A 25,526-nucleotide genomic window follows, 5' to 3' on the forward strand; every position below is an offset into this window, starting at 1 on the left:
TTGCGTGGGATCAGCCCCGCTCCGGCGTCGGCGACGATGCCCGCGCCCAGAACCGTTTCGGGATGCGACCCGCCCGTGCGGCGAGTCGTCCGGCGATCACCGCATGCCGCATCGCGGTCGCCATTCGCTCCGGATTCTCCGCACGGGTGACGGCGGTCGCGAGAAGCACTCCGTCGCAACCGAGTTCCATCGCACAAGCGGCGTCGCTGGCGGTGCCGATACCGGCGTCGAGGATCACCGGGAGGGGATCGTCGAAGGCCGTGGAACAGTGGTCGATGATCATCTCGATGTTGTGCGGGTTGAGGATTCCGAGTCCGGTCCCGATCGGTGAGCCGAGTGGCATGACCGCGGCGACGCCGAGGTCGGCGAGTCGCGCAGCGAGGACCGGGTCGTCGTTGGTGTAGGCGAGCACGACGAATCCGTCCGCCACCAATGCGGCTGCGGCGTCGACGAGTTCGACGGCATCCGGCATCAGGGTGCGTTCATCGGCCACCACCTCGAGCTTCACCCAGTTCGTCTCGAACGCCTCGCGGGCCAACTGCGCGGTGAGCACCGCCTCGGCGGTGGTGTGGCATCCGGCGGTGTTGGGCAGGACCGCGATGTCCAGGCGGCGCAGCAGGTCGAACACCCCCGTCCCCGACGCGGCGTCGACGCGACGCACGGCGACGGTCGTGAGTTCGGTACCCGACGCGACGAGTGCACGCTCGAGGGACGCGAGATTCGTCGCGCCACCGGTTCCGGTGATGAGGCGGGAGGAGAACTCGCGGCCGGCGATCCGAAGCGGGTCTGCCTCGGAAACGTCTGCGCCGTCGATGATGCCGGACTCAGCCACCTTGCACCGCCGTCACGATCTCCACTACGGCTCCCGAGGTCATCGTGTGTTCCGACCATCGTCCTCGCGGTACGACTGCGCCGTCGACGGCCACCGCGATCCCGCGGTCAGGCAGTCCGAGGCGGGTGACGACATCCTTCACCGACTCGTCGTCGCCCACGTCGAGGTTCTCTCCGTTCACGGTGATGGTCACGCGGATGCTCCTTCCAGAATCCCGAGCACCCTGTCCGCCGTGCCCGGTGCGAGAACGATGCCGTTGCGGCCGTGGCCGGTCGCGACCACTGTACGGTCGTCGATCCGCTCCACGATCGGCAGTCCGTCGGCGGTGCACGGCCGTAGTCCGGCGCCCGCCTCGGTCAGTTCGTAGGTGCGCAGTCCCGGCATGACCTCGATCGCGTCGGCGAGCAGATCGGCGACGCCACCTGCCTGCGGAGTGCGGTCGCCGAAGTCACCGGCCTCGTATTGCGTTGCGCCGACCACGATCCCGTCCTCGCGCGGGACCAGGTAGACCGCCCGGCCGTGGAGCCGGGCCCGGACCACGTGCCCGGGCGGCGGAACCGACCACCGTGTCCGACGCAAGCGGAGGATCTCCCCCTTGGCCGCGTGGAGGGGCACCTCGGGAAGCAGTGCCGCCGTGGCGAGTCCGGCGGCGAGGAGGATCTGATCTCGCGGGCCGGCCTGTTCGCGGACGTCGGCGAGGCTCTCCACCCGTGCATCCATGAACCGCACCCCGACCGCGGCCCCGGCGCTGCGCAGGGTCGCCAGCAGCCGTCGGTTGTCGATCGACCACTCCCCGACCGCCCGGTAGCCGCCGACGAGCCGCGAACTCAACGACGGCTCCAGGGAACGGATCTCACGACCCGTCACCGTGCTGAGCGTGGCGTCGGTGCGCGGCTGATTGGCCCAGACGAAGTCGGCGAGATGGCGCAGGTACTCGGCGTCGGCTGCCGAACCGGCGACGAACAGGGAGTCGGTGGCCGTCACGATCGCGGGGTCGGCGAGCCGCTTCACCAGCGTCGGCCAGCGCCGCACCGATTCGACCGACAGCGCGAGCGCGGCCTCCTCCCCCGGATGTCCCTCGCCCAGCGAGCCGAGCATCCCGCCCGCAACCCATGAGGCCCGCTCGTCGTGACCGGCGTCGACGACGAACACCTGCCAGCCGGCGTCGGCGGCGGCGAGCGCACAGGTCAGACCGATCACGCCACCGCCGACGACGGTGAGCGCACGGTCGAGTCGTGCTGGGGTGTTGCTCAAGCCAGATCACCTTCCTTCGCCGGAATGACCCGGATCAGGTTCGACGGTCTGCGGAGGGGTCCGCACTCTCAGCCCGCCTGCCCGGGCTCCCGTGTGTTCTCGCGGTCCACCCTACGCCCGGCCGGTCGACGCAGGGCTAGCCTGGTCGCCGTGACGACTGCTTCCGAATCGCGCCGCCGCCTTGATTCCGCCCGGCTCTATCTGTGCACCGACGCGCGACGCGAGCGCGGCGACCTGCTCGACTTCGTCGGCTCCGCCCTCGCCGGCGGCGTCGACATCGTGCAGCTACGCGACAAGGGGTCGGCGGGCGAGAAGAAGTTCGGCACGCTCGAGGCCCGTGAGGAGCTCGAGATCCTCGCCGCGCTGCGGGGCGTCGTCGACGCCCATGGCGCGTTGCTGGCGGTCAACGACCGCGCGGACATCGCCGCTCTCTCGGGCGCCGACGTCCTCCACGTCGGACAGGGCGACCTGCCGCCGGAGGTGGCGCGCCGGATCGTCGGCCCCGACACGATCATCGGGGCGTCCACCCACGACCGCGAGCAGGCCGCGGCCGCAACCGCCGACCCCGACGTCGACTACTTCTGCGTCGGCCCGTGCTGGACCACGCCCACCAAGCCTGGTCGCAGTGCTGCCGGCCTCGACCTGGTGACGACGACCGCCGGCGCCGCGCCCGGCAAGCCGTGGTTCGCCATCGGCGGCATCGACGCCCCGCGGGTGCCGGAGGTGACCGCCGCAGGTGCCCGCCGGATCGTCGTGGTGCGGGCGATCACCGCCGCCACCGATCCCGCTGCCGCGGCCGCCGACCTCCTCGGCCGGTGGTAGCCCAGGGGTGGTCCTCAGGGTCGGTTGTCAGAGTGGACTGCCGAGGCGGAATCCGTTTGCCTGATCCGGACACCGCGGTCTAGCCTGGACCGATCATGATGTGCATCAAGAGCGCGCTCGTAACCCGCCGCAGCGGGGTCTGATTCTGACCGACCCCCCGCTGCGGGTCGGTTGCACGCTCTTGTCGGTCATCCGTTCTTCGACCGAAATCGGCTTTCGAGATGCACCTTCTTCATCTGCCTCACCCATCCTTCTCACGACACGGGCACACGACCGCGCCGTCGGGAGATCCCATCACCGAACACTTCGGCCGTCCGCTGCCCGCGGGTATGCGCGAGGAGGCCATCGGGATGAGCTGGCAACACTTCACCGACGAGTACGCGGGCAACGGAGCCATCCGGCTCGGATCGTGGTCGGTCGCACCGGCGCGGCAGGACCTCGTCGAATGCCGCGCGACCATCGCGATCGCCGATCGCCTCATGTCGTGCAGCGCTGTCGCCGCCGGACCGCTCGGCGCGATGACGTCGATCCTGTACGACCTCGGCGCACCCGTTCAGATCCTGCGGCTGCACCAGCGCGAGGTCGACGGGGCGATCGCCACGTTCCTGCTGTGTGAGAACAACGGTCGGCAGGCGTGGGCCTTCGGCGAGGGCAGGACCGGGGACGAGGCGAACATCGCCGCGCTGATCTCCGGCGCCAACCGGCTGCTCAGCCCCTAACCCTGCGGGTCGAGTGCGGCGATCCGCTCGCGCAGGGTGGGCCAGGCCCGGCCGAACGCCGGATGCAGCGGGAGCTGATCGACGTGCTGTTCTTCGACCCAGCGCAGTTCCGTCGACTCGAAGTTGGCGACCGTGCGGACCGGCGCATCGGTCTCGGCGATGACCGTCGTGTAGGTCCAGCCGCCCGGTGACTCGTGGGTGACGACGGCGGCGACGACACGAAGGTCGGCGCTGTCGATGCCGGCTTCCTCCTCGGCTTCCCGCATCGCGGTGTCGATGGCGCCCTCGTGGGAGTCGCGCGCACCGCCGGGCAGGGCCCAGGTGCCGCCCTGGTGCGACCACGCGGCGCGATGCTGGAGCAGAACGCCGGTCGCGCCGTCGGTCAGCGGCGCCCGGAGCAGCAGACCCGCCGCGCCGTGAACACCCCAATACCGTGAACCGTCGGGATCGATCAGCCAGCCGTCGCCGTCTCCGCGCACCACGCCTCCTTGCCGCCCGACGAGCCGATCGCCGGATTTCCTCCACCGTAAGTGAGACACGCGCGACCTGCCAGGGCGATCACGAACCCGTCGGCGTGGCGACGGCGATGCCCGGAGGAACCCTCCCCGATGGCATAGGCTGAAACACGCACGACCCGGTGAGCGATGACCCCGATGAGTCATTTCTTCTTATAGGTCGCGGGAGCCGGAACGGGGACCGGCGACCGAGCGGCCACACCGGAGACGATCCAGCGTTCGAGAAGGGGATCAGCTAGGTGACCGGCGATGCGTCCTCCGTGCGGACGGCACTCACCCGTGGCGGTCGCATGATCCGTCCCGCCCAGTCGTCGCCGCCGATCCGCCAGGTCCTCGCCGATCGTCGAGAGCTCGTCGCCACGGCCCGCGAGCGTGCGCAGTCACCGTTCCAAACGCTGCGGCATTACTCGGTCACCACGCCGGGCAAGCTGATCATCATCTGCGTCATCCTCTTCCTCGGCTGCGTGACCACCGGCCTGTACGCCTCGACCGTGCTCGAAGACCGCACCCAGACCCTGCAGCGCCTGATCGATCGCACCGAACCGCTCGCCGAGGCCGCGCAGGTTCTCTACAGCTCCCTGTCGATCGCCGACGCGTCCGCGAACGCCGCGTTCATCTCGGGCGGCCTGGAGACGCCGGAGCTGCGGCAACGCTACTCCGACGCGCTGGCGACGGCAGCGTCGTCGTTGATTCTCGCGACCGGAACCTCGAGCGAACCGGGACCGGGGATGACGGAGGACGCCACCGAGCGGGCCCTGTCGTCGGACCTCGACACCCTGTCGACGTCGATCCCGGTCTACAGCGGGCTCATCGAGACGGCCCGTACCAACAACCGGTTGGGCAATCCAGTCGGGTCGGCGTACCTGGGCCAGGCGTCGTCGTTGATGCAGGACAAGATCCTGCCGGCCGCCCAGCGCCTCTACGAGCGACGTTCGATGGCGATCGCCGATCCGCAGCATTCGCTGACCCGCCCGCCGTGGACGGTCTACATCCCCCTGCTGCTGCTGCTCACGGCCATGGTGCTGACGTCCCGCTACCTGGCACGCAGGACCCGCCGCCGATTCAACATCGGACTGGTCGCCGCGATCGGCGCGCTCTTCCTGGGGACGGTGTGGCTGCTCGCGTCCGGCCTGATGTCGGTCGCCGCGACCAGCAACGCCCGGACCGACGGCGCCGACCCGCTCCGCGAACTCACCGCCGCGCGCATCCTGACCCAGCAGGCGCGATCGGCCGAGACCCTGTCCCTCATCCGCCGCGGCGATCAGGGTGGGCTGGAACGCACCTTCGCCGCGACGACCGCCAAGATCGGCGGCATCGTCGACGACGTCCGCACATCCAAGGAGACCGGATCGGTGTCGGCGGAGCAGCTCGACACGGTGAGCTCGGCGCTGGCGGAGTGGAGACGCACCGATGCCGGCGTCCGGCGGTACATCCAGACCGGCAACTTCGACCGCGCCCGGCAACTCACCGTCGGGGACGGGCTGAACAGCTCGGCCCGCGCGTATACAGCCGTGGACAGTGCACTCGTCGACGCGATCACCACCGCGCGAACGTCGTTCCGCGACGACATCAACACCGCTCAGCGCGTACTCGGCTTCACCGGGACCGGGATACTCCTGCTCGCGGTCCTCGCCGCCGTCGCGATCGTCGGCGGACTCGTCCCCCGAATACGGGAGTACCGATGACCCGCCCCCGATTCCATCTGTCCGGCCCCGCCCGCTCGCGGCGACCGCTGGTCGTTGCGGTCCTCCTGCTCGTGGCTCTGGTCGCCACGGGCTGTGTCCGGTTTCCCGCCCCGGACGCACCGCCTCCGACCGCGACCGCCGGACCGCTGGTGTTGCCCGGCGTCCAGACCGACGTGCCGGTCGAGCCGCCGCCGAGTTCGGAGGCGTGCAACGCGACCCTCACCCTGCGCCCACCCGCCCAGATGCCGGCGCCCGGACGCATGCCGCCGAACTCGACGATGGCCGGCATCTTCGAACGCGGGCGGCTCATCGTCGGACTCGACATCGGGTCCAACCTGTTCAGCTTCCGGGACCCCATCTCCGGCGACATCGAGGGCTTCGACGTCGACATCGCCCGCGAGATCGCGGGTGCGATCTTCGGCGACCCGAACCGCGTCGAATTCCAGGTGCTCAGCTCCGCGCAACGCATCGACGCGTTGCGGGACAAGACCGTCGACGTCGTCATCAAGACGATGAGCATCACCTGCGACCGCCTCCGCGACATCTCGTTCTCGGCCCCGTATTACGTGGCGTCGCAACGTATCCTGTCGTTCCGTAACTCGAACATCGTCGGACCGTCCCAGCTCGCCGACAAGCGGGTCTGCGCCGCACGCGGCACCACCTCGATCGGCCGGATGCAGTCCATCCAGCCGCGGGTGCGGATCGTCAGCACCACCACCTGGGCCGACTGCCTCGTGCTCATGCAGCAGGGTCAGGTCGACGCGGTCACCAGCGACGACGCCATCCTCGCCGGGCTCGCCGCGCAGGACCCGTGGGTCCGGGTCGTCGGCCCCAGCCTCGGTGAGGAGTTCTACGGCGTGGGCATCCCGAAGGGCGAGGACGACATGGTCCGCTTCGTCAACGGGGTCCTCGAACGCGCCCGCGCGACCGGGCGCTGGCAACAGATCCGCGATCGCTGGCTCACCATCCTCGACAGTGGATTCGGCGCTCCGCAGCCGTACTACCGGGACTGATGCCCATGGACTACGCCGGCGAACCATCCCAGGCAGACCCTCACGGACCCGAGGGTCCGGACGCACCCACCCCCGACACCCCGGAGGAGGTCGGTACCCAGCGCGTCTCGCTCGCCGACCTGATGGGTGACGACGCGACGGACACCGACCGGCACACCCCCGACGACCACACGACCGACGACCACACGACCGACGTCCGTTCCCCCGACGAGGGCACCACCGACCAGGTCGTCGAAGTCGGCACGCAGAAGGTCGATCTCGACGCACTCATGGCCGAGGGCGACAACACCGCCGACGACACCACCAGACCCCGCGCGGTGACCGACCCCGATGTCGGGACACAGGCGGCCGCACCCGCATTCACCGTCGGCATCGCGCCGCAGGATCGCTTCGACGGCCGGACCGACCGGGTCGTCCGTACCCGGGCGACACCGGAACCGGATTCGGGTCCGCTCGGGCGGCGACTCGTCCCACGGCGTCGCCCGCCGGTCCACGAGCGCCGTCTGGGCAGCGGCCTGGTCGAGATGCCGAAGATCACCGACATCGAACCCGAGGACGCGGTCATCGACGATCCGGTGATCGCCGAGGGCAAGCGATTCTGTTGGCGCTGCGGCAAACCCGTCGGGCGACTCGAGGGCGAAGGCGAGGGCCCACCCACCGGCGACTGCGCCAACTGCGGTGCGCGGTACTCGTTCGTGCCGGGACTCGCCCAGGGGACACTGGTCGCGGACCAGTACGAGATCGCCGGCGCCATCGCCCACGGCGGCCTCGGATGGATCTACCTGGCCATCGACCGCAACGTCAGCGACCGGCCCGTCGTTCTGAAAGGACTTCTGAATTCCTCTGATTCGGAGGCCCAACGCGTCGCCGTGGCCGAGCGGCAGTTCCTGGCGTCGGTGAACCATCCGGGCATCGTCAAGATCTACAACTTCGTCGAACACATCAGCGACGACGGTGAGCGTTTCGGTTACATCGTCATGGAGTACATCGGCGGTCAGACGCTCAAACAGATCACCTCGGGTGATCCGGAGAAGTCGCTGCTGTCAGTCGAACAGGGCCTCGCCTACATCCTCGAGGTGTTGCTGGCCGTCGGCTATCTCCACTCGGTGGGCCTGGTCTACAACGACGTCAAACCCGAGAACATCATGGTCGGCAGCGACGAGGTCAAGCTGATCGACCTCGGGGCGGTCTCACCGATCAACGGCTACGGCCATCTCTACGGCACACCGGGTTTCCAGGCCCCCGAGATCGTCAAGACCGGGCCCCAGGTGGCCACCGACATCTACAGCGTCGGACGCACCCTCGCGGTGCTGACCGTGCCGATGGAGATGCGCAACGGCCGCTACGTCGACGGTCTGCCGGCCCCCGACGAGACTGCCGTCTTCCGCGACAATCCGTCGTTCTACCTTCTGCTGCAACGTGCCACCGCCCCCGATCCGGCCGACCGGTTCGCCTCCGCGGAGGAGATGAGCACCCAGGTGCTCAACGTGCTGCGCGAGACGGTCGCCGTACACACCGGCGTCCCCCGGCCCTCGCTGTCCACGGTCTTCACCCCGCAGCGGTCGACGTTCGGCACCGACCTGATGCTCGCCCCGGTCGACGGCTTCTTCGACCCCGACCAGGCCGCGTTCTACGATCCGGTCGACATCGCCACCGCACTCCCCCTGCCCCTGGTGAATCCGCTGGATCCGGCCGCGAGCCTGTTGACGTCGGCGGCCCTGTCGGACCCGCGGCAGACTCTCGACTCGATCAACACCGCACGCGCCGAAGGGTTCGCGTCGCTGTTCGGCGGCCGGCCGGTGAAGAACGCCCATCCGTCGCTGGAGATCGACCTGGCCGAGGCGCGCGCCCACCTGCAGCTCGACGACGTCGACACCGCTCTGGCGCTGCTCCGCGATGTCCGTGAGCACCACGGTGATTCGTGGCGGGTGGAGTGGTACATGGGCATCTGCGCGCTGATGAACGACGAGCCCGAGTTGGCCTACGAACGCTTCGACGAGGTGCTGGGCGCGATGCCCGGCGAGGTGGCGCCGAAACTCGCGGTCGCCGGGACCGCCGAACTGATCGGACGCTGGCTCGCCGACGAGAACGGGTCGTCGAAGTCGGCCGACAAGGTCTCCCGGCTCTACGATGTCGCGCAACACCACTATCACGACCTGTGGCTCACCGATCACAGCATCGTGACCGCCGCCTTCGGGCTGGCCCGCCTCGCCGTGGCGGCCGGCGACTACGACGGCGCGATCCGCCCCCTCGACGAAGTGCCCGCCACCAGTAGGCATTTCAACACCGCCCGGGCGACGGCGATCATCGCCCTGGTACACGGCCGGCCCACCTCGCAGGTCACCCGCAACCAGATCGTCGAGGCCGCACGACGACTCGAACAGATCCCCGACACCGAACCCCGCAAGTCGCGGATGCTGCTGATCGTGCTCGGCACCGCGCTCGGCTGGATCCACGACAACCCCGAGGAGGAGGATTCGGACAAGGAACCCTCCACCCTGCTCGGCTTCCCCTTCACCGAGTACGGAATCCGCACCGGCACCGAGAGATCCCTGCGCCAGCTCGCACGTCAGACCCGCAACAACCGCGAGCATCGGTTCATGCTGGTCGATCTCGCGAACTATGTGCGGCCGAACACGCTGTTCTAGGGCTGCCCGCCGGCCGAGTCCGCGACAAGCGCCGCCGACTGCCGCGCGATGGCGAGCTCCTCGTTCGTCGGGACCACCAGGACCTCGACCGCACTGTCGTCGGCGGAGATCCGACGCGCCGACCGGCCCGCGGCGGCGTTGCGGTCCGGGTCGAGGACGATCCCGAAACGCTGCAGCCCCTCGAGCGCATCCGCCCGGACGCGGGCCGAGTTCTCGCCGACGCCGGCGGTGAAGGTGATCGCGTCGAGCTTGGCGAGCCCGAAGGTGTACGCGCCGAGGTAGTGCCGCAGCCGGTGGATATAGACGTCGTAGGCGCGCCGAGCGTCCTCGTCACCGGCGTCGACCAGTGCGGCGATGGAACGGAAGTCGTTCTCGCCGCACAGGCCTCGGAGTCCCGACCGCTGGTTGAGCAGGGTGTCGATCTCGTCGACGGACAGATGGGCCACGCGGTTGAGATGCAGCACCAGGCCGGGATCGATGTCGCCGCTGCGGGTTCCCATGACCAGCCCCTCCAGCGGGGTCATGCCCATACTGGTGTCGACGGGTTGTCCGCCCGAGATGGCCGACGCCGACGCGCCGTTGCCGAGGTGCAGCACGATCTGGTCCAGGCCGGCGGGGTCCTTCCCGAGAAACTCGGCGACGCGGCCCGACACGTACTCGTGGCTGGTGCCGTGGAATCCGTACCGCCGGATGGCATGTTCGGCCGCCACCGCGCGGTCGATCGCGTAGGTCGCGGCCGCCGGGGGCAGGCCGTGGAAGAAGGCCGTGTCGAACACGGCGACCGACGGCACGTCGGGGAGCAGGGTCCGGGCCGCCTCGATGCCCACCAGGTTGGCCGGATTGTGCAGCGGCGCAAGGGTGGAGATCCGCTTGATCTCCGAGATGACCCAGTCGTCGACGAGGGTCGGCTCGTAGAACGACCGGCCTCCGTGCACCACGCGGTGCCCGACCGCGGCGAGCCCGGCGTGCACCAGATCGGTGCCGTTGTCGGCGAAGAACTGTTCGGCCCGCCGAACCGCCGTCAGGTGATCGGGCAGCGGCACCGACTCGGTGACCGTCTCCCCGTTCTGTTCGTGCGTCATCGACGATCCGGCGTCACCGATGCGTTCGGCGATTCCGTCCGCGATGACCACCCCGGTGTCGGGTTGTACCAGTTGATATTTCAGCGACGAGGAGCCGGCGTTGAAGACCAGGACCGCCCCGGCGGTGTCGGCGCTCAACGCGCGTCTCCGGCGACCGTGTCGGCGTCGACCTGCTGCGCCTGGATCGCGGTGATGGCAACCGTGTTCACGATGTCGGACACCAGCGCGCCACGGCTCAGGTCGTTGATCGGCTTGTTCAGGCCCTGCAGGACCGGACCGATCGCGACGGCACCGGCGCTGCGCTGCACCGCCTTGTAGGTGTTGTTGCCGGTGTTGAGATCCGGGAAGATCAGCACGGTCGCCCGACCGGCGACCGGGGAGTCGGGCATCTTGGTCGCCGCGACCGACGGTTCGACCGCCGCGTCGTATTGGATCGGCCCCTCGACGAGCAGCTCGGGAGCGCGCTTCCGAACGAGTTCTGTTGCGGTCTTGACCTTTTCGACGTCGACACCCGAGCCGGACGTCCCGGTGGAGTACGACAGCAGCGCCACGCGCGGGTCGATGCCGAAGGCCGCCGACGTCTCCGCCGACGAGATGGCGATGTCGGCGAGCTGTTCGTCCGTGGGATCGGGGACGATCGCGCAGTCACCGTAGGCGAGCACGGTGTCCGCCAGGCACATGAAGAACACGCTCGACACCGTGGAGACGCCCGGCTTGGTCTTGATGATCTCGAAGGCCGGTCGGATGGTGTGGGCGGTCGTGTGAGCCGCTCCCGACACCATCCCGTCGGCGCGCCCGGTGTGCACCATCATGGTGCCGAAGTAGGAGACGTCGAGCATCTTCTCCTGTGCGCGTTCCAGATCCATGCCCTTGTGCTTGCGAAGGTCGGTGTAGATCCGGGCGAACTCGTCCAGGTACTCCGAGGTGGCCGGGTTGATGACGATGGCCTCCGAGAGGTCGAGGCCGAGTTCGATCGCCCTCGCCTGCACGGCTTCCGGGTCGCCGAGCAGTGTCAGGTCGGCGACGCCGCGACGGAGGAGCCTGCTCGCCGCCCGCAGGATGCGATCGTCGCCGCCCTCGGGCAGCACGATGTGCTTGCGCTGTGCCCGCGCCCGGGAGATCAGCCGGTACTCGAACATCTGCGGGGTGACGACCGACGGGACGTCGACGTTGAGGTTGCGCATGACGACGTCGGGATCGACGTAGGTCTCCATCAGCGACAGCGCCGCCTCGATCTTGCGGGCCGATCCGGCGTTGAGCCGGCCCCGGGTGTGGGCCGCGGTCCGCGCGGTGTCGTAGGTGCCGTGCGGGCAACTGATGATCGGCAGCGTCGGCTTGAGCCCGCTCACCAGCGCCTCGATCATCGGGTGCGGTTTGAGTCCACCGTTGAGGATGATGCCCGACAGTCTCGGGAATCCGTGCGCCGTATTGGCATTCACGAGGGCCAGGAGGACGTCGGAGCGGTCGGCAGGGGTGATCACGACCGTGCCGTCGGTGAGGCGTTCCAGGATGTGTTCGACGGTCATGCCGCCCACCATCACCCGCAAGGCCTCGTGGTCGAGGAGTTCCTCGTCACCGCTGTACATGGTGGCGCCGAGCGCCTCTTTGAGTTCGGCCATGGTGGGCGCGAACAGGATCGGCTCCTCGGGCAGACACAGACTCGGTACCCCGGTGCGGCGCAGCGTCGTCCGGATCTCGTCGAGTCGGTCCGGGTCGCAGCGGTTCGCGACAATCGCAATCGGCGTGGCATGGGCCGCGCCGACCTCGGACACCAACCCCGCGGCGAGATCGGCGATCTCGGCGGGAGACCGGTCGTCGGCCTTCAGCGCGATCACCATCGGGGCCGACAGGTTGGCAGCGATGCGGGCATTGAAGCTCAGCTCCGACGGGGTTCCGACGTCGGTGTAGTCCGACCCGACGATCACGACGCGGTCGCAGTGCGTTGCCAGCGCATGGAATCGGGCGACGATCTCGCCGATCGCGGCGTCGGGATCCTCGTGAACCTCCTCGTAGGTCACGCCCAGGCAGTCCTCGTAGGGCACGTCCACCGAGTCGTAGTCGATCAGGAGGTCGAGCAACGGGTCCCGCGTGTCGCCGTTGGCACGGATGATCGGGCGGAAGACGCCGACCCGGCCGCCGGTCGCCGCGAGCAGTGCCAGCAGGCCCAGCGCCACGACGGATTTCCCGGTCTCCCCCTCCGCCGACGCGAGATAGATGCTGGTCGTCGACTCGCCCGCAGCACCTCCATCCCTTGCGGTTCGATCTCCAGCGGCGGGGTCGGTAACGGCAGCGTCGGTGGCCATGCGCCCCAGCATAGTGGCGCCCCGGGGTTCAGATCAGGATGCCGGGATTGCAGACGCCGTCGGGATCGACGGTCGCCTTCACCGCCCGCAGAGCCTCGAGCGCCAGCGGACCGATCTCGTCGTGGTAGGCGTCGCGGTGGTCGCGGCCGATGGCGTGATGGTGGGTGATGCTCGCGCCGGTGGCCCGGATCGCGGCGTTCGCCGCGGTTTTCGCCGCCGCCCACTCCGCGATCGGGTCGGCGCCGAACGGCGCGACCACGGTGAAGTACAGCGAGGCACCGGAGGAGTAGACGTGGCTGATGTGACACATGACCAACGGCGGTGTGCCCGATGCGGTGACATTCGGCCCGCTCGCTCCGCTTCCGGCGCCGGTGAGCGTGTCAGTGATCGCGGCGGTGACCGAGGCCCGCAGCTCGTGCAGCTTCGACCAGTAGGTGACGGTCTCCAGGGTCTCGACGAGCACACCGGCGTCGAGCAACGGATCGCGTAGGTAGGGCCCGGCGAAACGTCCTGTGCGCCAAGACTCTCCGGGGCCGGTCCCGAGCGCCGTGCCACCGGCGTCGACGAGCACCTCCGACGCGGCGTCGCGGCGTCGGAGGACCTCGCGCTCCTCACCCTCGTATCCGGTGACGACGAGACATCCCGTCGACTCACCGCCGAGCTGTGCGGGATCGGCGAGATTGATCGCGGTCTCGACCTCGTCGGACAGGCGGATGACGGTGGGCAGGGGGCCGTCCTGGGCGAGGCGACGCAGTGCGGTGGCGCCGTCGGCGAAGGAGTCGAACCGCCAGCCGTCGAAGAGCCGGGTGGCCGGGGCCGGACGGACGCGGAGGCGGACGCTGGTGATGACACCGAAGGCGCCCTCGGAGCCGAGAATCAGCTGGCGGAGGTCGGGTCCGGCCGCCGACCGGGGTGCAGTCCCGAGTTCGACGGTGCCACGCGGGGTGGCGAGCACGAGTCCCTCGACCATCTCGTCGAAGCGTCCGTAGCCGGCCGACGACTGCCCCGCCGACCGGGTCGCCGCGTAGCCGCCGATCCCGGCGCCCTCGTAGGACTGCGGGAAGTGTCCGAGTGTCCATCCCCGCTCACGCAGAAGTGCTTCGGCGGCGCTCCCGCGAAGCCCGGCCTCGAGGGTGGCGACACGAGAGATCTCGTCGATCTCGACGAGACGGTCGAGGCGGCGGAGGTCGAGGCTGACGACACCGTCGAACCCGGCACGGTCGGGGGCGAGCCCGCCCACGACCGAGGTCCCGCCGGTGAACGGCACGACCGCGACCTTCGCCGCGGCGCAGATCTGCAGGATCCGCACGACCTCGTCGTGATCGGCGGGATAGACCACCAGGTCCGGAGCGTCGGAGGCGTCGCCGATGCGCAGCCGCAGCAGATCGGGCGTCGAGTAGCCCCGGGTGTGCTGCACGCGTGCGTCGTCGGAGCCGACGACGTGCTCGGAGCCGACGAGGGCTTCGAGATCGGCACGCACGGCCGACGGCACGGTTTGCGCGGGCGGGGTGACCGCCTCGGGAGCGACACCGCGATCCTCGGTGGCGTCGCCGGCCAGCGCGGCCGCGGCGGCGGGCAGTTCGGTGACGCGCGCCGGGTCGCCCCAACGCGGCCGGCGCATGTCGACGACCGGGATCGCGGTCTCGTCCGCGGTGGACCCCTGTTTCCCGGTCATCCTGCGATCACTCCTCGTTCTTGACGACCGCCCGCACGACGAGATCGGCGATCTGCTCGTCGGTGAGCGAACTGTCCGGGATGAGCATCAGCGAGTAGATCGTCCGCACCAGGAACTCCGCGGCCCCACGCGGGTCCGGGACGAGCTGGTCCTGGATCAGCGGATCGAGATCGGGCAGCGTCTGGTCGACGATCTGGTGGATGAGGGTGGAACCAGAGGAATCGCTCGTCGCGACGAGCGCCCGCACGATCTCCTCGGGTTCCTTGCGCAGCACGTACTGCAGCGCCTCGTGCTCACGGATGTAGGGCAGCACGTTCACGACCTGCGCGCGGACCTTGCCCGCGGCGTCGGGCGCGGAGGCCGACCACTCCCGCAGCTTCACGCGCAGAAGTGACACCTCGCGGTCGACGATCGCCGCGACCAGCGCATTCCGTCCGCCGAACATGCGGTAAGCGGTGGCCCGGGCGACACCTGCGTGACGCGCCACGGACGTAAGACTCAACGTCTTGGCGCCGAAGCGGGAGACGAGTCCCACTCCGACATCCACCATGCGGTCACGATCCATGCGAAAAATCTATCGAATCGGGGTGCCTGCACGCGCGGGCACCTCCGCCAAGGCTACCGCCCATCGGCCACCAGCCGGATGTGTTGAGCCGCCACCGCGAGCGTCGCCAGGTCGAAGCGTTCGGCGGCCTCGATCTCGCCGAGGGTGACCGTGACGCGCTGCAGGGCCGTCTGGTTGGACCGTTCCCAGGCCTCGATGGCCTCGGTCGGCCAGTACGATACCGCCGCCGCCTGGACCGGGTCGTCGGCCAGGGTCTCCACGACGTTGCGGGTGAGGTCGCGGAGTGCGCGGTACAGGTCGTCCCGCAGAGCGGAGCGCGCCAGCGCATGCCAGCGGTCACCGCGGGGCAGCGCCGACAGCCGGATCAGCCAGCGGTCGACGTCGATGTGGTCGGACAGGGTGAAGTAGACGGCCCCGACGGTCGCGATGTCGCATCCCGTCTCCTCGGCCACCTCCGCGATGTCGAGCACGCTGTAGCGATACAGGCCCTCGGCCACCCGCCGTGCGATCGCGGGCGGAACGCCGGCCTCGGTGTACTCCGTCACCGCCGACTCGATCCGGGCTGCCTCGTCACCGCGGAGCCAGATCGAGACCTGCGGCGCGGAATCCCGGACGATCCGCAAACGCCTGATCGTCTCGGTCACCGGGATCGGCTGCGGACGGCGGGTCAGCAACCAGCGCGACGCACGGTCGAGGAGCCGGCGCGCCTCGGCGATGATCTCGTACTCCACCTCGGGCCGCAGGCCGGCCGTCTCGATGTCGGCCTGCAGCTCGGCCAACCCCAGGACCTCCACGGCGACAACGAATGCCCGCACGATGTCGGCGGCCTGCGCACCGGTCTCCTCCCGTAACCGGAACGCATACGTCAGGCCGCCGAATGCGAAGAGATCGTTGACGAGTTCGGTCGCGATGACCTCGGTTCGCAACGGGAAGCCGTCGACGTCACCCAGTTCCGTCAGAGCTTGCGGGAAGTATTGCGCCAGCCGGTCGGAGAAGTACGGATCGTCGAAAGCATCTGTCGCGACGCGGAGTTCGGTCTTCACATCGAGCTTCGCGTGGCCCATGAGGGTGGCGAGTTCCGGCGACGACAATCCCTCGCCACGTCGGGCCAGGGCCGCGAATCCCTCGGCGGTGGGCAGGGTCTCGAGTGCCCGGTCCAGCCCCCGGCGCCGCTCCAGATCCTCGACCATGCGGGCGTGCACGTCGACCATCTGGGCCGCATGAGCGCGCGCCTCGCCGAGAACCCGGTTCTGCGACCAGTTGTTCCGCAACACGAGGTCGGCAACCTCGTCGGTCAGCTCGGCGAGGACCTCACCGCGCCGCTCCCCCGACACCGCGGCTCCCGACATGGCGTCGAGGAAGATCTTGATGTTGACCTCGTGATCCGAGCAGTCGACGCCCGCCGAGTTGTCCAGCGCATCGGTGTTTATCCGTCCGCCGTTGCGTGCGAACTCGATCCGGCCGGCCGGGGTGACGCCCAGGTTTCCGCCCTCGCCGACGACTCGCGCCCGCACCCGGGTGGCGTCGACCCGGACGACATCGTTGGTCCGATCGCCGACCTGATCGTGGGTCTCGTTCTCGCTCTTGATGTATGTCCCGACGCCGCCGTTCCAGAGCAGGTCGACCGGCGCAGCCAGGATCGCCGAGATCAGCTCCTGCGGGGTGGCGCTGGTCGTGCCGCGCGCCAGTCCGAGCACCTCGGCCGCCTCGGGCGACACCGCGATCGACTTCGCCGTCCGGTCGAAGACCCCGCCGCCGGCGCTGATGAGATCGCGGCGGTAGTCGGCCCAGGAGGAGCTCGGGAGCCGGAAGAGTCGTCGGCGTTCCTCGAACGAGCTTTCGGCGTCCGGGTTCGGGTCGATGAAGATGTGCCGGTGGTCGAAGGCCGCAACCAGCCGGATACGCGGGGTCGAGAGCATGCCGTTGCCGAAGACGTCACCGCTCATGTCACCGATGCCCGCCACCGTGAAGGTGTCGCGGTCGACGTCGATGCCGAGCTCGGCGAGATGCCGGGTCACGCTCAGCCAGGCGCCCCGCGCCGTGATCCCCATCGCCTTGTGGTCGTAACCGACCGAGCCACCCGAGGCGAAGGCATCGCCGAGCCAGAAGCCGCGGTCGATGGCGATCCCGTTGGCCACATCGGAGAACCGTGCGGTCCCCTTGTCCGCGGCGACGACGAGGTATGAGTCCTCGCCGTCGCGGCAGACCGTCGCGTCGGGGTGTATCGATCGTCCGTCGGCAGAACGGTTGTCGGTGAGGTCGAGCAGACCCGAGATGAACTGGCGGTAACCGTCCTCCCCCGACATCGTCGGATTCTTCACGACGAAGCCGCCTTTCGCGCCCGCGGGCACGATCACCGAGTTCTTCACCGTCTGGGCCTTCGCGAGTCCGAGGATCTCGGTCCGGTAGTCGTCGCGCCGGTCCGACCATCGGAGTCCACCGCGGGCGACGGCGCCGAAGCGGAGGTGGACACCCTCGACATCCGGTGAGTACACGAAGATCTCGTGCAGGGGTCGCGGCTGCGGGAGGATGTCGATGTCGCGAGGTCGGAGTTTGACGGCCAGCTGCGGGCGTTCCGGGCCCAGCGCGTCGGGTCGGTAGAAGTTGGTGCGGCTCGTGGCGACGACGAGAGATCGGTAGGCGCGGAAGATCCGGTCGGCGTCGAGCCCCTGGACCCCGTCGATCAGCGCGTCGAGCGCGGTAAGCCGGTCGGCGACGAGATCATCACGCGCTGAGTCGGATTCGATTCCCGGATCGAACTGGGCGTCGAAGAGCGCCACGATCGCCGATGCGACGGCCGGGTTGCCGGTCACCACCGATTCGATCGTGCGCTGCCCGTACGGCAGTGCCGTCTGTTGCAGGTAGCGGGCGTAGGCACGCAGGACGACCACCTCGCGCCAGCCCAGGCCGGCGGTGAGGACCAGGTGTCCGAACCGATCGGGTTCGGTACGGCCCGACCACATCGCCTTGAACACGTCGAGCACCGCCGCACCGTCCGGGTCCGGGCCGGCGACGCGGCCGTGGGACGCGACGAAAGCGTGCAGACGGCACCGTAATCCGTCGGGGCGTCGGACCACCGTGGTGGCGTGATCCACGAGTTCCAGGTCGAGGCTGCGCAGCAACAGGATGACCTTCTCGAAGGACACCTCGGGGCCGCCGCTGTACAGGGTCACCTGCAGGTGACCGTCCGCGGTCGTCTCCGTCCCGACCTCCACGGTGTCGGGCGTGAGCGCTTCGAGGATCGCGACCTCGGGGGCCGCGGTGTGCGCCTGCTCTTCGACGTAGCCGGTCGGCAGGAGATCGTGGCGAGGGGGCAACGTGCTGGTCATCGCTGGACTCCGGGGGTTCAGGTGGCGGGGTTGGTGATCGGAGGTGGTTCGGGAGAGCTGTTGGCGTGCAGTGGAATGCACGCGGCCCACCCATGGACACCGTTGGCCATGGGTGGGCCGGGAGTGCAGGACGCGTGTCCTGTCAGTCCTGAGTGATCAGGACTTCACGTGTGCATCCGCGACGTCGAGTGCGGTGTCGAGGATCGCCAGACCCTCGCGCACCTCGTCGTCGGAGGCGGTGCACGGGGGCACCGCGTGGATGCGGTTGAAGTTTGCGAACGGCAGCAGTCCGTTGGACTTCAGCGACGCGATCACCTCGTTCATGGCCGGGCTGCTTCCGCCGTACGGGGCCAGGGGTTCCCGGGTCGCCCGGTCGGCGACGAGCTCGATGGCCCAGAAGACACCGAGGCCGCGGACCTCACCCACCGACGGGTGCTTGTCGGCGAGCGCACGCAGTCCGGGACCGAGTACCTCGTTGCCGATGCGAGCGGCGTTCTCGACGATCTTCTCGTCGGTCATCGCGTTGATCGTCGCGACGGCCGCGGCGGTGGCGAGCGGGTGACCCGAGTAGGTCAGGCCACCCGGGTACGGGCGCTGCGCGAAGGTCGCGGCGATCTCGCCGCTGATCGCGACGCCGCCGAGCGGCACGTAGCCCGAGTTCACGCCCTTGGCGAAGGTGATCAGGTCCGGCACGACGCCGTCGAAATGCTCGATGGCGAACCACTTTCCGGTACGGCCGAAGCCGGCCATCACCTCGTCGGCGATGAATACGATGCCGTAGCGGTCACAGATCTCGCGGACGCCGGCCATGTAGCCGGGCGGCGGGACCATGATGCCGGCGGTGCCCGGGACCGACTCCAGCACGAGTGCTGCGATGGAGTCGGGTCCCTCGAGGCGGATCAGCTGGTCGAGCGAGGCCAGGGCGCGCTCGGTTTCCTGCTGCTCGTCCTGGGCGTGGAACTGTGAGCGGTAGAGGAACGGTCCGTGGAAGTGGACGACTCCGCTGTTGCCGTAGTCGTTGGGCCACCGACGCGGGTCACCGGTCATGTTGATCGCGGTGTCGGTGCCGCCGTGGTACGAGCGGTAGCGGGTGAGCACCTTGTACCGGCCCGTGTGCAGGCGCGCCATGCGGACCGCATGCTCGTTGGCGTCTGCTCCACCGTTGGTGAAGAAGACCTTGTTCAGATCGCCCGGGGTGCGCTCGGCGATCAGGCGGGCAGCCTCGGAGCGGGCGTCGTTGGCGTGCTGCGGGGCGATGGTGCACAGCTTCGCGGCCTGCTCCTGGATCGCCTTGACCACGGCCGGGTGCTGATGCCCGATGTTGGTGTTGACCAGCTGGGACGAGAAGTCCAGCAGGCGATTTCCCTCGCCGTCCCAGACGTAGGAGCCCTCGGCGGCGAGGATCGTCATCGGATTGATCTGCTCCTGGGCCGACCAGGAGTGGAACACGTGGGCGCGGTCAAGGGCGTGGGCGCGCACGCCACGCTCGCGTGCGGACTCGAGGTCTTCCCCGGTCGGCAGGATGACATGTTCTGTGGTGGTCATGTCAGATGTCCTTTCTGCTCAGGTCTCTCGAGGTCAGTTGTTCTGCGGGAAACCGAGGTTGATGCCACCGTGACTCGGGTCGAGCCAGCGGCTGGTGACGACCTTGCCGCGGGTGAAGAAGTGCACACCCTCGGTGCCGTGGGCGTGGGTATCGCCGAACAGCGAGTTCTTCCAGCCGCCGAAGCTGTAGTAGGCGGTGGGAACCGGGATCGGGACGTTGATGCCGACCATGCCGACCTCGACCTCGTTCTGGAACCGACGTGCCGCGCCACCGTCGTTGGTGAAGATCGCGGTGCCGTTGCCGTACGGGTTGGAGTTGATCAGTTCGAGCGCCTCGTCGTAGGTCTCGACGCGCACGACCGAGAGGACCGGGCCGAAGATCTCGTCGGTGTAGACGCTCATGTCGGTGGTGACGTTGTCGATCAGGGTCGGGCCCAGCCAGAAGCCGTTCTCCTCGCCGTCGGCCTGGACGCCACGACCGTCGACGACGATGGTCGCGCCGGCAGCCTCACCGGCGTCGACGTAGGAGGCAACGCGATCGCGGTGTGCCTTGGTGACCAGCGGTCCCATGTCGGAGTTGCGGGTGCCGTCGCCGGTCACCAGGCCGACGGTGCGCTCGGAGATCTTCGCGACCAGCTCGTCGGCGATGTCACCGACGGCGACCAGCGCCGAGATGGCCATGCAGCGTTCACCGGCCGAGCCGAAGCCGGCGTTGACCATCGCGTCGGCGGCGAGGTCGAGGTCGGCGTCGGGGAGGACGATGGCGTGGTTCTTGGCGCCGCCGAGGGCCTGCACGCGCTTACCGTGTGCGGTGCCGGTCGAGTAGACGTACTGCGCGATCGGGGTCGAGCCGACGAAGGAGATGGACTTCACGGCGCGGTTGGTCAGGAGCTCGTCGACGGCGGTCTTGTCACCCTGCAACACGTTGAAGACGCCGGCGGGCAGGCCTGCCTCGGCCCACAGTTCGGCGATCCAGATGGCGGCGGTGGGGACCTTCTCCGACGGCTTGAGGATCACGGTGTTGCCGGTGGCGATGGCGATCGGGAAGAACCACATCGGGACCATCGCGGGGAAGTTGAACGGGGAGATGATGCCCACCGGGCCGAGCGGCTGGCGGAGGGAGGCGACGTCGACCTTGGTCGAGGCGTTCTCGGTCATCCCGCCCTTGAGCAGATGCGCGATGCCGCAGGCGAATTCGACGACTTCCTGGCCGCGGGAGATCTCACCGAGGGCGTCGGAGAGCACCTTGCCGTGCTCGGAGGTGATGATCTCGGCCAGCTCCGCCTTGCGAGCGTTGAGCAGTTCGCGGAAGGCGAAGAGGATCGAAGTGCGCTTGGCGATCGAGGTGTCGCGCCAGGCCGGGAAAGCCGCTGCGGCGGCCTCGATCACGCGCTGCGCGTCGGCGGTGTCGGCCAGTGCGACCTGACCGGTGACCTGACCGGTCGCCGGATTGGTCACCGGCGCGAAACGGTCACTTGCGCCGGAGAACTCCTTGTTGTCGAACCAGTGCGAGATCGTCTTGGTGGCGAGCGTGGCGGTCATGAATCGCGTCCTTTGCTGGTGGGGAGCACTGCCGGGTGGAATCACTGCTGGGTGGGATACGAGGCGGCGGTACTAGGGGACATCCGGAACCAGGGGAAATCCGGAGCCGCGCGGAGAATCGGTGCGCTGCGGTGATTACAGAATGCAGCCTCCGGAGCGCCCATGGGACCGACACTGTGTAAGTTTCGAGGCCCGATCCTTTACACTTTGTTACGTGAAGCCGACCATTGCCGACATCCTCTCGCTTCCCGTGGTGCAGAACGGACTACCGCGGCAGGTCGGTGGCGGGCGGCTCGACCGCGAGGTCCGGTGGGCTCACGTCAGCGACCTGGCCGACCTCACCGATCTGCTTCAGGGAGGCGAGATCGTCCTGACCACCGGCCCGGCGCTTCTCGCGGACCCGGCCGGCTATCTCGAGGGGCTGGCGGCTGCGGGCGCGGTCGGCGTGATCGCCGAGCTCCTCGACGCCGATATACCGGATTCCGTTGCCGCGAACGCGGATCGGCTCGACCTGCCCGTCATGGTGCTCGAACGCGCGATCCGCTTCGTGGACGTGACCGAAGAGGTCCACAGCGCCATCGTCGCCGACCAGTACGAGGAGGTCGTCTTCTCGCGACATGTCCACGAGGTGTTCACCGGGCTCGGCATGCGACGCGCGGGTGTCACGGAGATCGTCGACGCCGCAGCCGAACTCATCGACTCGGCGGTCGTCCTGGAGGATCTGACCCGGCAGGTGCTGGCGTTCTCCGCGCGGGGCACCTCGGCCAAGGATCTGTTGCGCGACTGGGAGAGACGCTCCCGCCTCACCCCCGGCGGGCGGGAGACGTCGACCTCCGGACCGGAGGGATGGCTGACCGCGCCGGTGGGGGCGCACCGTCAGGAGTGGGGCCGGCTCGTGGTCCCGCACCCAGGCGACCTGGGCGAACGCGCACGCATGCCCGTGGAGCGCGCGGCGCAGGCTCTCGCCCTGCATCGGATGATCGAACAGAACTGGACCGAGCTGGAGATCCGTGCCCAGAACGGTCTGGTCGACGACCTGCGGCTGGGCCGGATCCCCGACGAGGCCGAGGCCACCGCCCGCGCGCACGCGCTGGGTCTCCAGCCGGGACTCACCTATGCGCCGTTGACGATTCGCGTGGTGGAATCCGTCAGCGCCGACCAGGTACTGGCACAGGGACGGTTGACGCGAGCGCTCGACGCGGTGCGGCACTCGGTACGGGGTGTGGGACGCACCGCGCTGACCGCGTTGCGCCCATCCGGGCAGATCGACCTCATCCTGTCGCTGTCGGCCTCCCGGAACACCGACATGATGACCGAGGTCTGCACGGCCATCCGGACTTCGCTCATGCGGCTCGACGGCGTCGTGAGCGTGACGATCGGCGTCGCACCGGATTCGACGCGACTCGTCGATGCCGCGCGCGGACTCGCGGAATCGGCACATGTCGCCGAGGCGGCGTTGTCCTTGCCGAAGAGCGACAAGGTGTTTCACCGGACGACCGACGTCCGGCTGCGGGGGCTGATCGCGGTCATCCGATCCGACGCGCGTGTTCAGGCGTTCGCCGAGACGGAGCTGCGAGGGCTCCTCGAACACCATGCGCGACACGACGACAATCTGCTCGAGACACTGCGTCGCTTCATCGGGGTCGGCGGCAACAAGGCCGAACTCGCCAAGGCCATGAACCTCGCCCGCCCGACGGTCTACGCCCGCCTCGCACGAATCGAACGCATCCTCGGCGTCGAACTCGACGATGCCGAATCCCGGACGTCCCTGCATGCGGCGCTGCTCATCCTCGACAGCCGGCCGGAGACCGAACGCAGCCGCTGACACAGAATGAAGTCGCGCGCGATATCAATCCGGCTCAACGACTTCGATCGAGGTCGTGTGGCCGAATTGATGTCGCACGCGACTTCGTTCCGGGTGGGAGTTGTGAAGGGGATTCACAACTCCCGGATCTGCTGCACCGACACGACGCGGAGCCCGTGCTCGGCGGCGAACTCGAATGCCTCACCGGCGTCGGCCATCTGGGTCTCGTCGCGCACCGACACCAGGTCGGCGAAGGCGACGACACCGGAAAGTCCCGCGCGACGGACGAGTTCGCCCAGTTCGCGTGCACAACCGTACGACGCCCCGGCGCCGTCGGTGACCCCGACGACCAGGACGTGACCCGGCCGGGTGAAGTCGGCGTGGCCCAGCGCATCGTCGGCCAGCGCCCGAACGGTACGGGCGCGGTCAGCAGCCGAGATACCGGTGCCGACACCGGCAACCGCATCCACCGACACCGCGAAATCTGTTGGTGCGCCCGGCGTCACGTCACCTGCCGTGAGCATCGGGGGCAGGCCCAGGACCCGGCACCGGTCGGCGGGGAGCGACACCGTCACCAGACCCGAACCGAATTGGATGACGAAGGCCATCTGCTCAGTCGTCGCGGGTTCGGCGGCGAGGGCGAGGACCACGCGCCCGGATTCGACGTCGAACACGACGACGGGACGTCCGGCACGCAGATCGTCGAACACCTCAGGTGATATGTGCGTCGAATCCTGCTGAGAGATTGCACGTTCCAGCATCACGGTCATCGCGAGTCCTCTCGGAGGAAGATTGGAGCGGCCGCCGACCGATCGGACCCATCACGATCGATCGGCGGCCGGGTTCAGGTGGAACACCTACCGTGAGGCAGGGTCTTTCAGACGCGCTCGGCGAGATCTCCGGCGTCGGGTTCGACGGAATCCGCTGCCCGGGCGCGGGCTTCGGCGGCCTCGTCTTCCTTGCCCAGTCGCTCGGCGTGCGGAACCGCGAGCCACAGTGCGATGAAGATCGCGACGATCCCACCGAGGAGCTTGCCGATGAGCATCGCGCCGATCATGTTCGGCTGGAAGTTCGCCGTAAAGGCGATGAAGTCGCCGATGGCGAAGGCAGCACAGACCGCGAAGGCGATGGTCAGCACCTTGTCACGCGGCGGCATCAGCGGAACCACCCGGAACAGGGCCAGGACGTTCGCGGCACCGGCGAAGAAGCCGGCCATACCGGCCTCGGAGACACCGACGCGCTTGCCCAGCAGGGCCAGCGGCTTCTCCAGCCACGTCCGGATGGCATAGACCATCGGGAACGCACCCGCGAGCATGACGCCGATGTAGCCTGCGGTTTCCAGCGCCCGGAACTGGTTCTCCTCGTCGGCGATGAAGGGCGCAAGACCCCACGAGCCGAACATCCAGGAGAAGACCCCGGTGAAGTACTCGACGATGGAGAGCGCGAGCGCGGCCGCGGTGACGCCACGGATCAACTGTCCGAAGGCCATGAATCCGGTGATCGCCTGCCGGGGGAAGAACTTCAGCATCAGGGCCAGCACGACCATCAGCACCACCAGCGGAATGAGATTCAGCAGGATGTCGCCGACCGGGAGGTCGAAGGGCTTGGTGCTCGGCGAATCCACCGAGACGTCCTCACGGAGCAACACACCCGTCTGCGCCAGGATGAGGGTCATGAAGAAGGCGGTGAACGGAATGGCGAGCAAGCCGGCCATCACACCCAGCGCCATGAACTTGTGGTCCTTCTTGGGCAGCATTGCCAGGCCGACCGGAACGCTGAAGGTGATCGTCGACCCGGCGGTCATCGCGACCGCGAAGGCGAGGATCCACGCGTTGTGGCTTCCGGCGACCTCGAGGGACAGCTGGTAGGCGCCCTGATCCGCCGGGATGAACGAACTGACCGCGATCGACGCATCGGAGTGCATCCATCGGTAGGCGGGAGCGATCCACTTGTCGATCGCGTCCGCGAGAAACGGGATGATCGCCATCATGCCGCCGACCGGGATGAAGATCGGGCCGATCGACATGAGTCCCTCGCGGAACTCCTCGCCCAGCGGTGAACCCGGTTTGAAGATATAGGCGCCGGCCCCGAGGAGCAGGAACGCCATCATGATGTAGATGATGATCTGGCCGAACAGTTCCATCAGGCCGACCTCCCTTCACGTGAATCCAGTTGCGAGTACATTTCGCTGGC

The 25,526-nt window shown here is 68.6% G+C and carries 19 protein-coding genes and 1 riboswitch; of the genes, 6 read left to right on the plus strand and 13 right to left on the minus strand.

Annotated elements, in window-relative coordinates:
* Positions 1–10: 10 nt before the first annotated feature.
* The 3 genes from PWF70_RS21585 to thiO form a co-directional block, all read right to left on the minus strand.
* Positions 11–832, minus strand: a complete 822-nt coding sequence (locus PWF70_RS21585) for a thiazole synthase (RefSeq protein WP_006357150.1) — start codon at positions 830–832, stop codon at positions 11–13.
* Positions 825–1,025, minus strand: coding sequence for a sulfur carrier protein ThiS (thiS, locus tag PWF70_RS21590; protein ID WP_006357149.1), 201 nt, complete (start codon positions 1,023–1,025; stop codon positions 825–827). The genes PWF70_RS21585 and thiS overlap by 8 nt, the downstream gene beginning before the upstream one ends.
* The gene (gene thiO, locus PWF70_RS21595) at positions 1,022–2,086 is read right to left on the minus strand and encodes a glycine oxidase ThiO (RefSeq protein WP_286352773.1); all 1,065 of its coding nucleotides are present in this window, start codon (positions 2,084–2,086) and stop codon (positions 1,022–1,024) included. The genes thiS and thiO overlap by 4 nt, the downstream gene beginning before the upstream one ends.
* Positions 2,080–2,189: riboswitch (TPP riboswitch) on the minus strand. It overlaps the preceding gene by 7 nt.
* Positions 2,190–2,236: 47 nt before the next feature.
* Here thiO and thiE point away from each other — a divergent pair.
* Positions 2,237–2,908 carry a thiamine phosphate synthase gene (gene thiE / locus PWF70_RS21600; protein WP_042375129.1) on the plus strand — a complete coding sequence of 224 codons (672 nt, stop codon included), beginning with the start codon at positions 2,237–2,239 and terminating at the stop codon, positions 2,906–2,908.
* A gap of 350 nt (positions 2,909–3,258) precedes the next feature.
* A complete protein-coding gene (locus PWF70_RS21605; protein WP_006357146.1) occupies positions 3,259–3,627 on the plus strand; it encodes a hypothetical protein in 369 nt (122 codons plus the stop codon).
* Here the strand turns inward: PWF70_RS21605 and PWF70_RS21610 are convergent.
* On the minus strand, positions 3,624–4,106 hold the full coding sequence (locus PWF70_RS21610; protein WP_006357145.1) for an NUDIX hydrolase: 483 nt from the start codon (positions 4,104–4,106) through the stop codon (positions 3,624–3,626). The two genes, PWF70_RS21605 and PWF70_RS21610, sit on opposite strands and share 4 nt — an antisense overlap.
* Before the next feature lie 275 nt (positions 4,107–4,381).
* Here PWF70_RS21610 and PWF70_RS21615 point away from each other — a divergent pair, with 275 nt between their 5' ends.
* The 3 genes from PWF70_RS21615 to PWF70_RS21625 are packed head-to-tail and all read left to right on the plus strand — an operon-like array spanning position 4,382 to position 9,488.
* On the plus strand, positions 4,382–5,827 hold the full coding sequence (locus tag PWF70_RS21615; protein WP_006357144.1) for a GlnX family signal transduction membrane protein: 1,446 nt from the start codon (positions 4,382–4,384) through the stop codon (positions 5,825–5,827).
* Positions 5,824–6,840: a glutamate ABC transporter substrate-binding protein gene (locus PWF70_RS21620; RefSeq protein ID WP_006357143.1), complete on the plus strand. Its 1,017-nt coding sequence runs from the start codon at positions 5,824–5,826 to the stop codon at positions 6,838–6,840. Before PWF70_RS21615 ends, PWF70_RS21620 begins: the two co-directional genes overlap by 4 nt.
* Positions 6,840–9,488, plus strand: a complete 2,649-nt coding sequence (locus tag PWF70_RS21625; protein WP_035753807.1) for a serine/threonine-protein kinase — start codon at positions 6,840–6,842, stop codon at positions 9,486–9,488. Before PWF70_RS21620 ends, PWF70_RS21625 begins: the two co-directional genes overlap by 1 nt.
* Here the strand turns inward: PWF70_RS21625 and PWF70_RS21630 are convergent.
* From PWF70_RS21630 to PWF70_RS21660, 7 genes are all read right to left on the minus strand, one after another.
* Positions 9,485–10,708: an acetate kinase gene (locus PWF70_RS21630; protein ID WP_035753806.1), complete on the minus strand. Its 1,224-nt coding sequence runs from the start codon at positions 10,706–10,708 to the stop codon at positions 9,485–9,487. The two genes, PWF70_RS21625 and PWF70_RS21630, sit on opposite strands and share 4 nt — an antisense overlap.
* A complete protein-coding gene (pta, locus tag PWF70_RS21635; RefSeq protein WP_035753803.1) occupies positions 10,705–12,885 on the minus strand; it encodes a phosphate acetyltransferase in 2,181 nt (726 codons plus the stop codon). Before pta ends, PWF70_RS21630 begins: the two co-directional genes overlap by 4 nt.
* Positions 12,886–12,901: 16 nt before the next feature.
* Positions 12,902–14,548: an FAD-binding oxidoreductase gene (locus PWF70_RS21640; RefSeq protein WP_286352774.1), complete on the minus strand. Its 1,647-nt coding sequence runs from the start codon at positions 14,546–14,548 to the stop codon at positions 12,902–12,904.
* 7 nt (positions 14,549–14,555) lie between these two features.
* Positions 14,556–15,113 carry a TetR/AcrR family transcriptional regulator gene (locus PWF70_RS21645; protein ID WP_006357138.1) on the minus strand — a complete coding sequence of 186 codons (558 nt, stop codon included), beginning with the start codon at positions 15,111–15,113 and terminating at the stop codon, positions 14,556–14,558.
* Positions 15,114–15,166: 53 nt separating this feature from the next.
* Complete coding sequence (locus tag PWF70_RS21650; protein WP_075863753.1) at positions 15,167–18,442, minus strand: NAD-glutamate dehydrogenase domain-containing protein; 3,276 nt, start codon at positions 18,440–18,442, stop codon at positions 15,167–15,169.
* A gap of 156 nt (positions 18,443–18,598) precedes the next feature.
* A complete protein-coding gene (locus PWF70_RS21655) occupies positions 18,599–19,987 on the minus strand; it encodes an aspartate aminotransferase family protein (RefSeq protein WP_075863752.1) in 1,389 nt (462 codons plus the stop codon).
* 33 nt (positions 19,988–20,020) lie between these two features.
* On the minus strand, positions 20,021–21,529 hold the full coding sequence (locus PWF70_RS21660; RefSeq protein WP_075863751.1) for a CoA-acylating methylmalonate-semialdehyde dehydrogenase: 1,509 nt from the start codon (positions 21,527–21,529) through the stop codon (positions 20,021–20,023).
* Positions 21,530–21,743: 214 nt separating this feature from the next.
* Here PWF70_RS21660 and PWF70_RS21665 point away from each other — a divergent pair, with 214 nt between their 5' ends.
* A complete protein-coding gene (locus PWF70_RS21665; RefSeq protein WP_075863750.1) occupies positions 21,744–23,354 on the plus strand; it encodes a PucR family transcriptional regulator in 1,611 nt (536 codons plus the stop codon).
* 113 nt (positions 23,355–23,467) lie between these two features.
* Here the strand turns inward: PWF70_RS21665 and PWF70_RS21670 are convergent, their stop codons facing one another.
* Positions 23,468–24,103, minus strand: a complete 636-nt coding sequence (locus PWF70_RS21670; RefSeq protein ID WP_084813235.1) for a 3,4-dihydroxy-2-butanone-4-phosphate synthase — start codon at positions 24,101–24,103, stop codon at positions 23,468–23,470.
* Between the two features lie 107 nt (positions 24,104–24,210).
* Complete coding sequence (locus PWF70_RS21675; protein ID WP_075863749.1) at positions 24,211–25,476, minus strand: ethanolamine utilization protein EutH; 1,266 nt, start codon at positions 25,474–25,476, stop codon at positions 24,211–24,213.
* Positions 25,477–25,526 lie beyond the last annotated feature (50 nt).

The organism is Gordonia sp. Swx-4 (assembly GCF_030316175.1).
In the GTDB taxonomy this organism is placed as follows: domain Bacteria; phylum Actinomycetota; class Actinomycetes; order Mycobacteriales; family Mycobacteriaceae; genus Gordonia; species Gordonia alkanivorans.

What these genes read in the sequence shown, in the direction of transcription:
- PWF70_RS21605 (WP_006357146.1), top strand. Translation starts at nt 3,259, where the DNA reads ATGAGCTGGCAACACTTCACCGACGAGTACGCGGGCAACGGAGCCATC.
- PWF70_RS21620 (WP_006357143.1), top strand. Translation starts at nt 5,824, where the DNA reads ATGACCCGCCCCCGATTCCATCTGTCCGGCCCCGCCCGCTCGCGGCGA.
- PWF70_RS21625 (WP_035753807.1), top strand. Translation starts at nt 6,840, where the DNA reads ATGCCCATGGACTACGCCGGCGAACCATCCCAGGCAGACCCTCACGGA.
- pta (WP_035753803.1), bottom strand. Translation starts at nt 12,885, where the DNA reads ATGCTGGGGCGCATGGCCACCGACGCTGCCGTTACCGACCCCGCCGCT.
- PWF70_RS21640 (WP_286352774.1), bottom strand. Translation starts at nt 14,548, where the DNA reads ATGACCGGGAAACAGGGGTCCACCGCGGACGAGACCGCGATCCCGGTC.
- PWF70_RS21645 (WP_006357138.1), bottom strand. Translation starts at nt 15,113, where the DNA reads ATGGATCGTGACCGCATGGTGGATGTCGGAGTGGGACTCGTCTCCCGC.
- PWF70_RS21650 (WP_075863753.1), bottom strand. Translation starts at nt 18,442, where the DNA reads ATGACCAGCACGTTGCCCCCTCGCCACGATCTCCTGCCGACCGGCTAC.
- PWF70_RS21655 (WP_075863752.1), bottom strand. Translation starts at nt 19,987, where the DNA reads ATGACCACCACAGAACATGTCATCCTGCCGACCGGGGAAGACCTCGAG.
- PWF70_RS21660 (WP_075863751.1), bottom strand. Translation starts at nt 21,529, where the DNA reads ATGACCGCCACGCTCGCCACCAAGACGATCTCGCACTGGTTCGACAAC.
- PWF70_RS21670 (WP_084813235.1), bottom strand. Translation starts at nt 24,103, where the DNA reads ATGACCGTGATGCTGGAACGTGCAATCTCTCAGCAGGATTCGACGCAC.
- PWF70_RS21675 (WP_075863749.1), bottom strand. Translation starts at nt 25,476, where the DNA reads ATGGAACTGTTCGGCCAGATCATCATCTACATCATGATGGCGTTCCTG.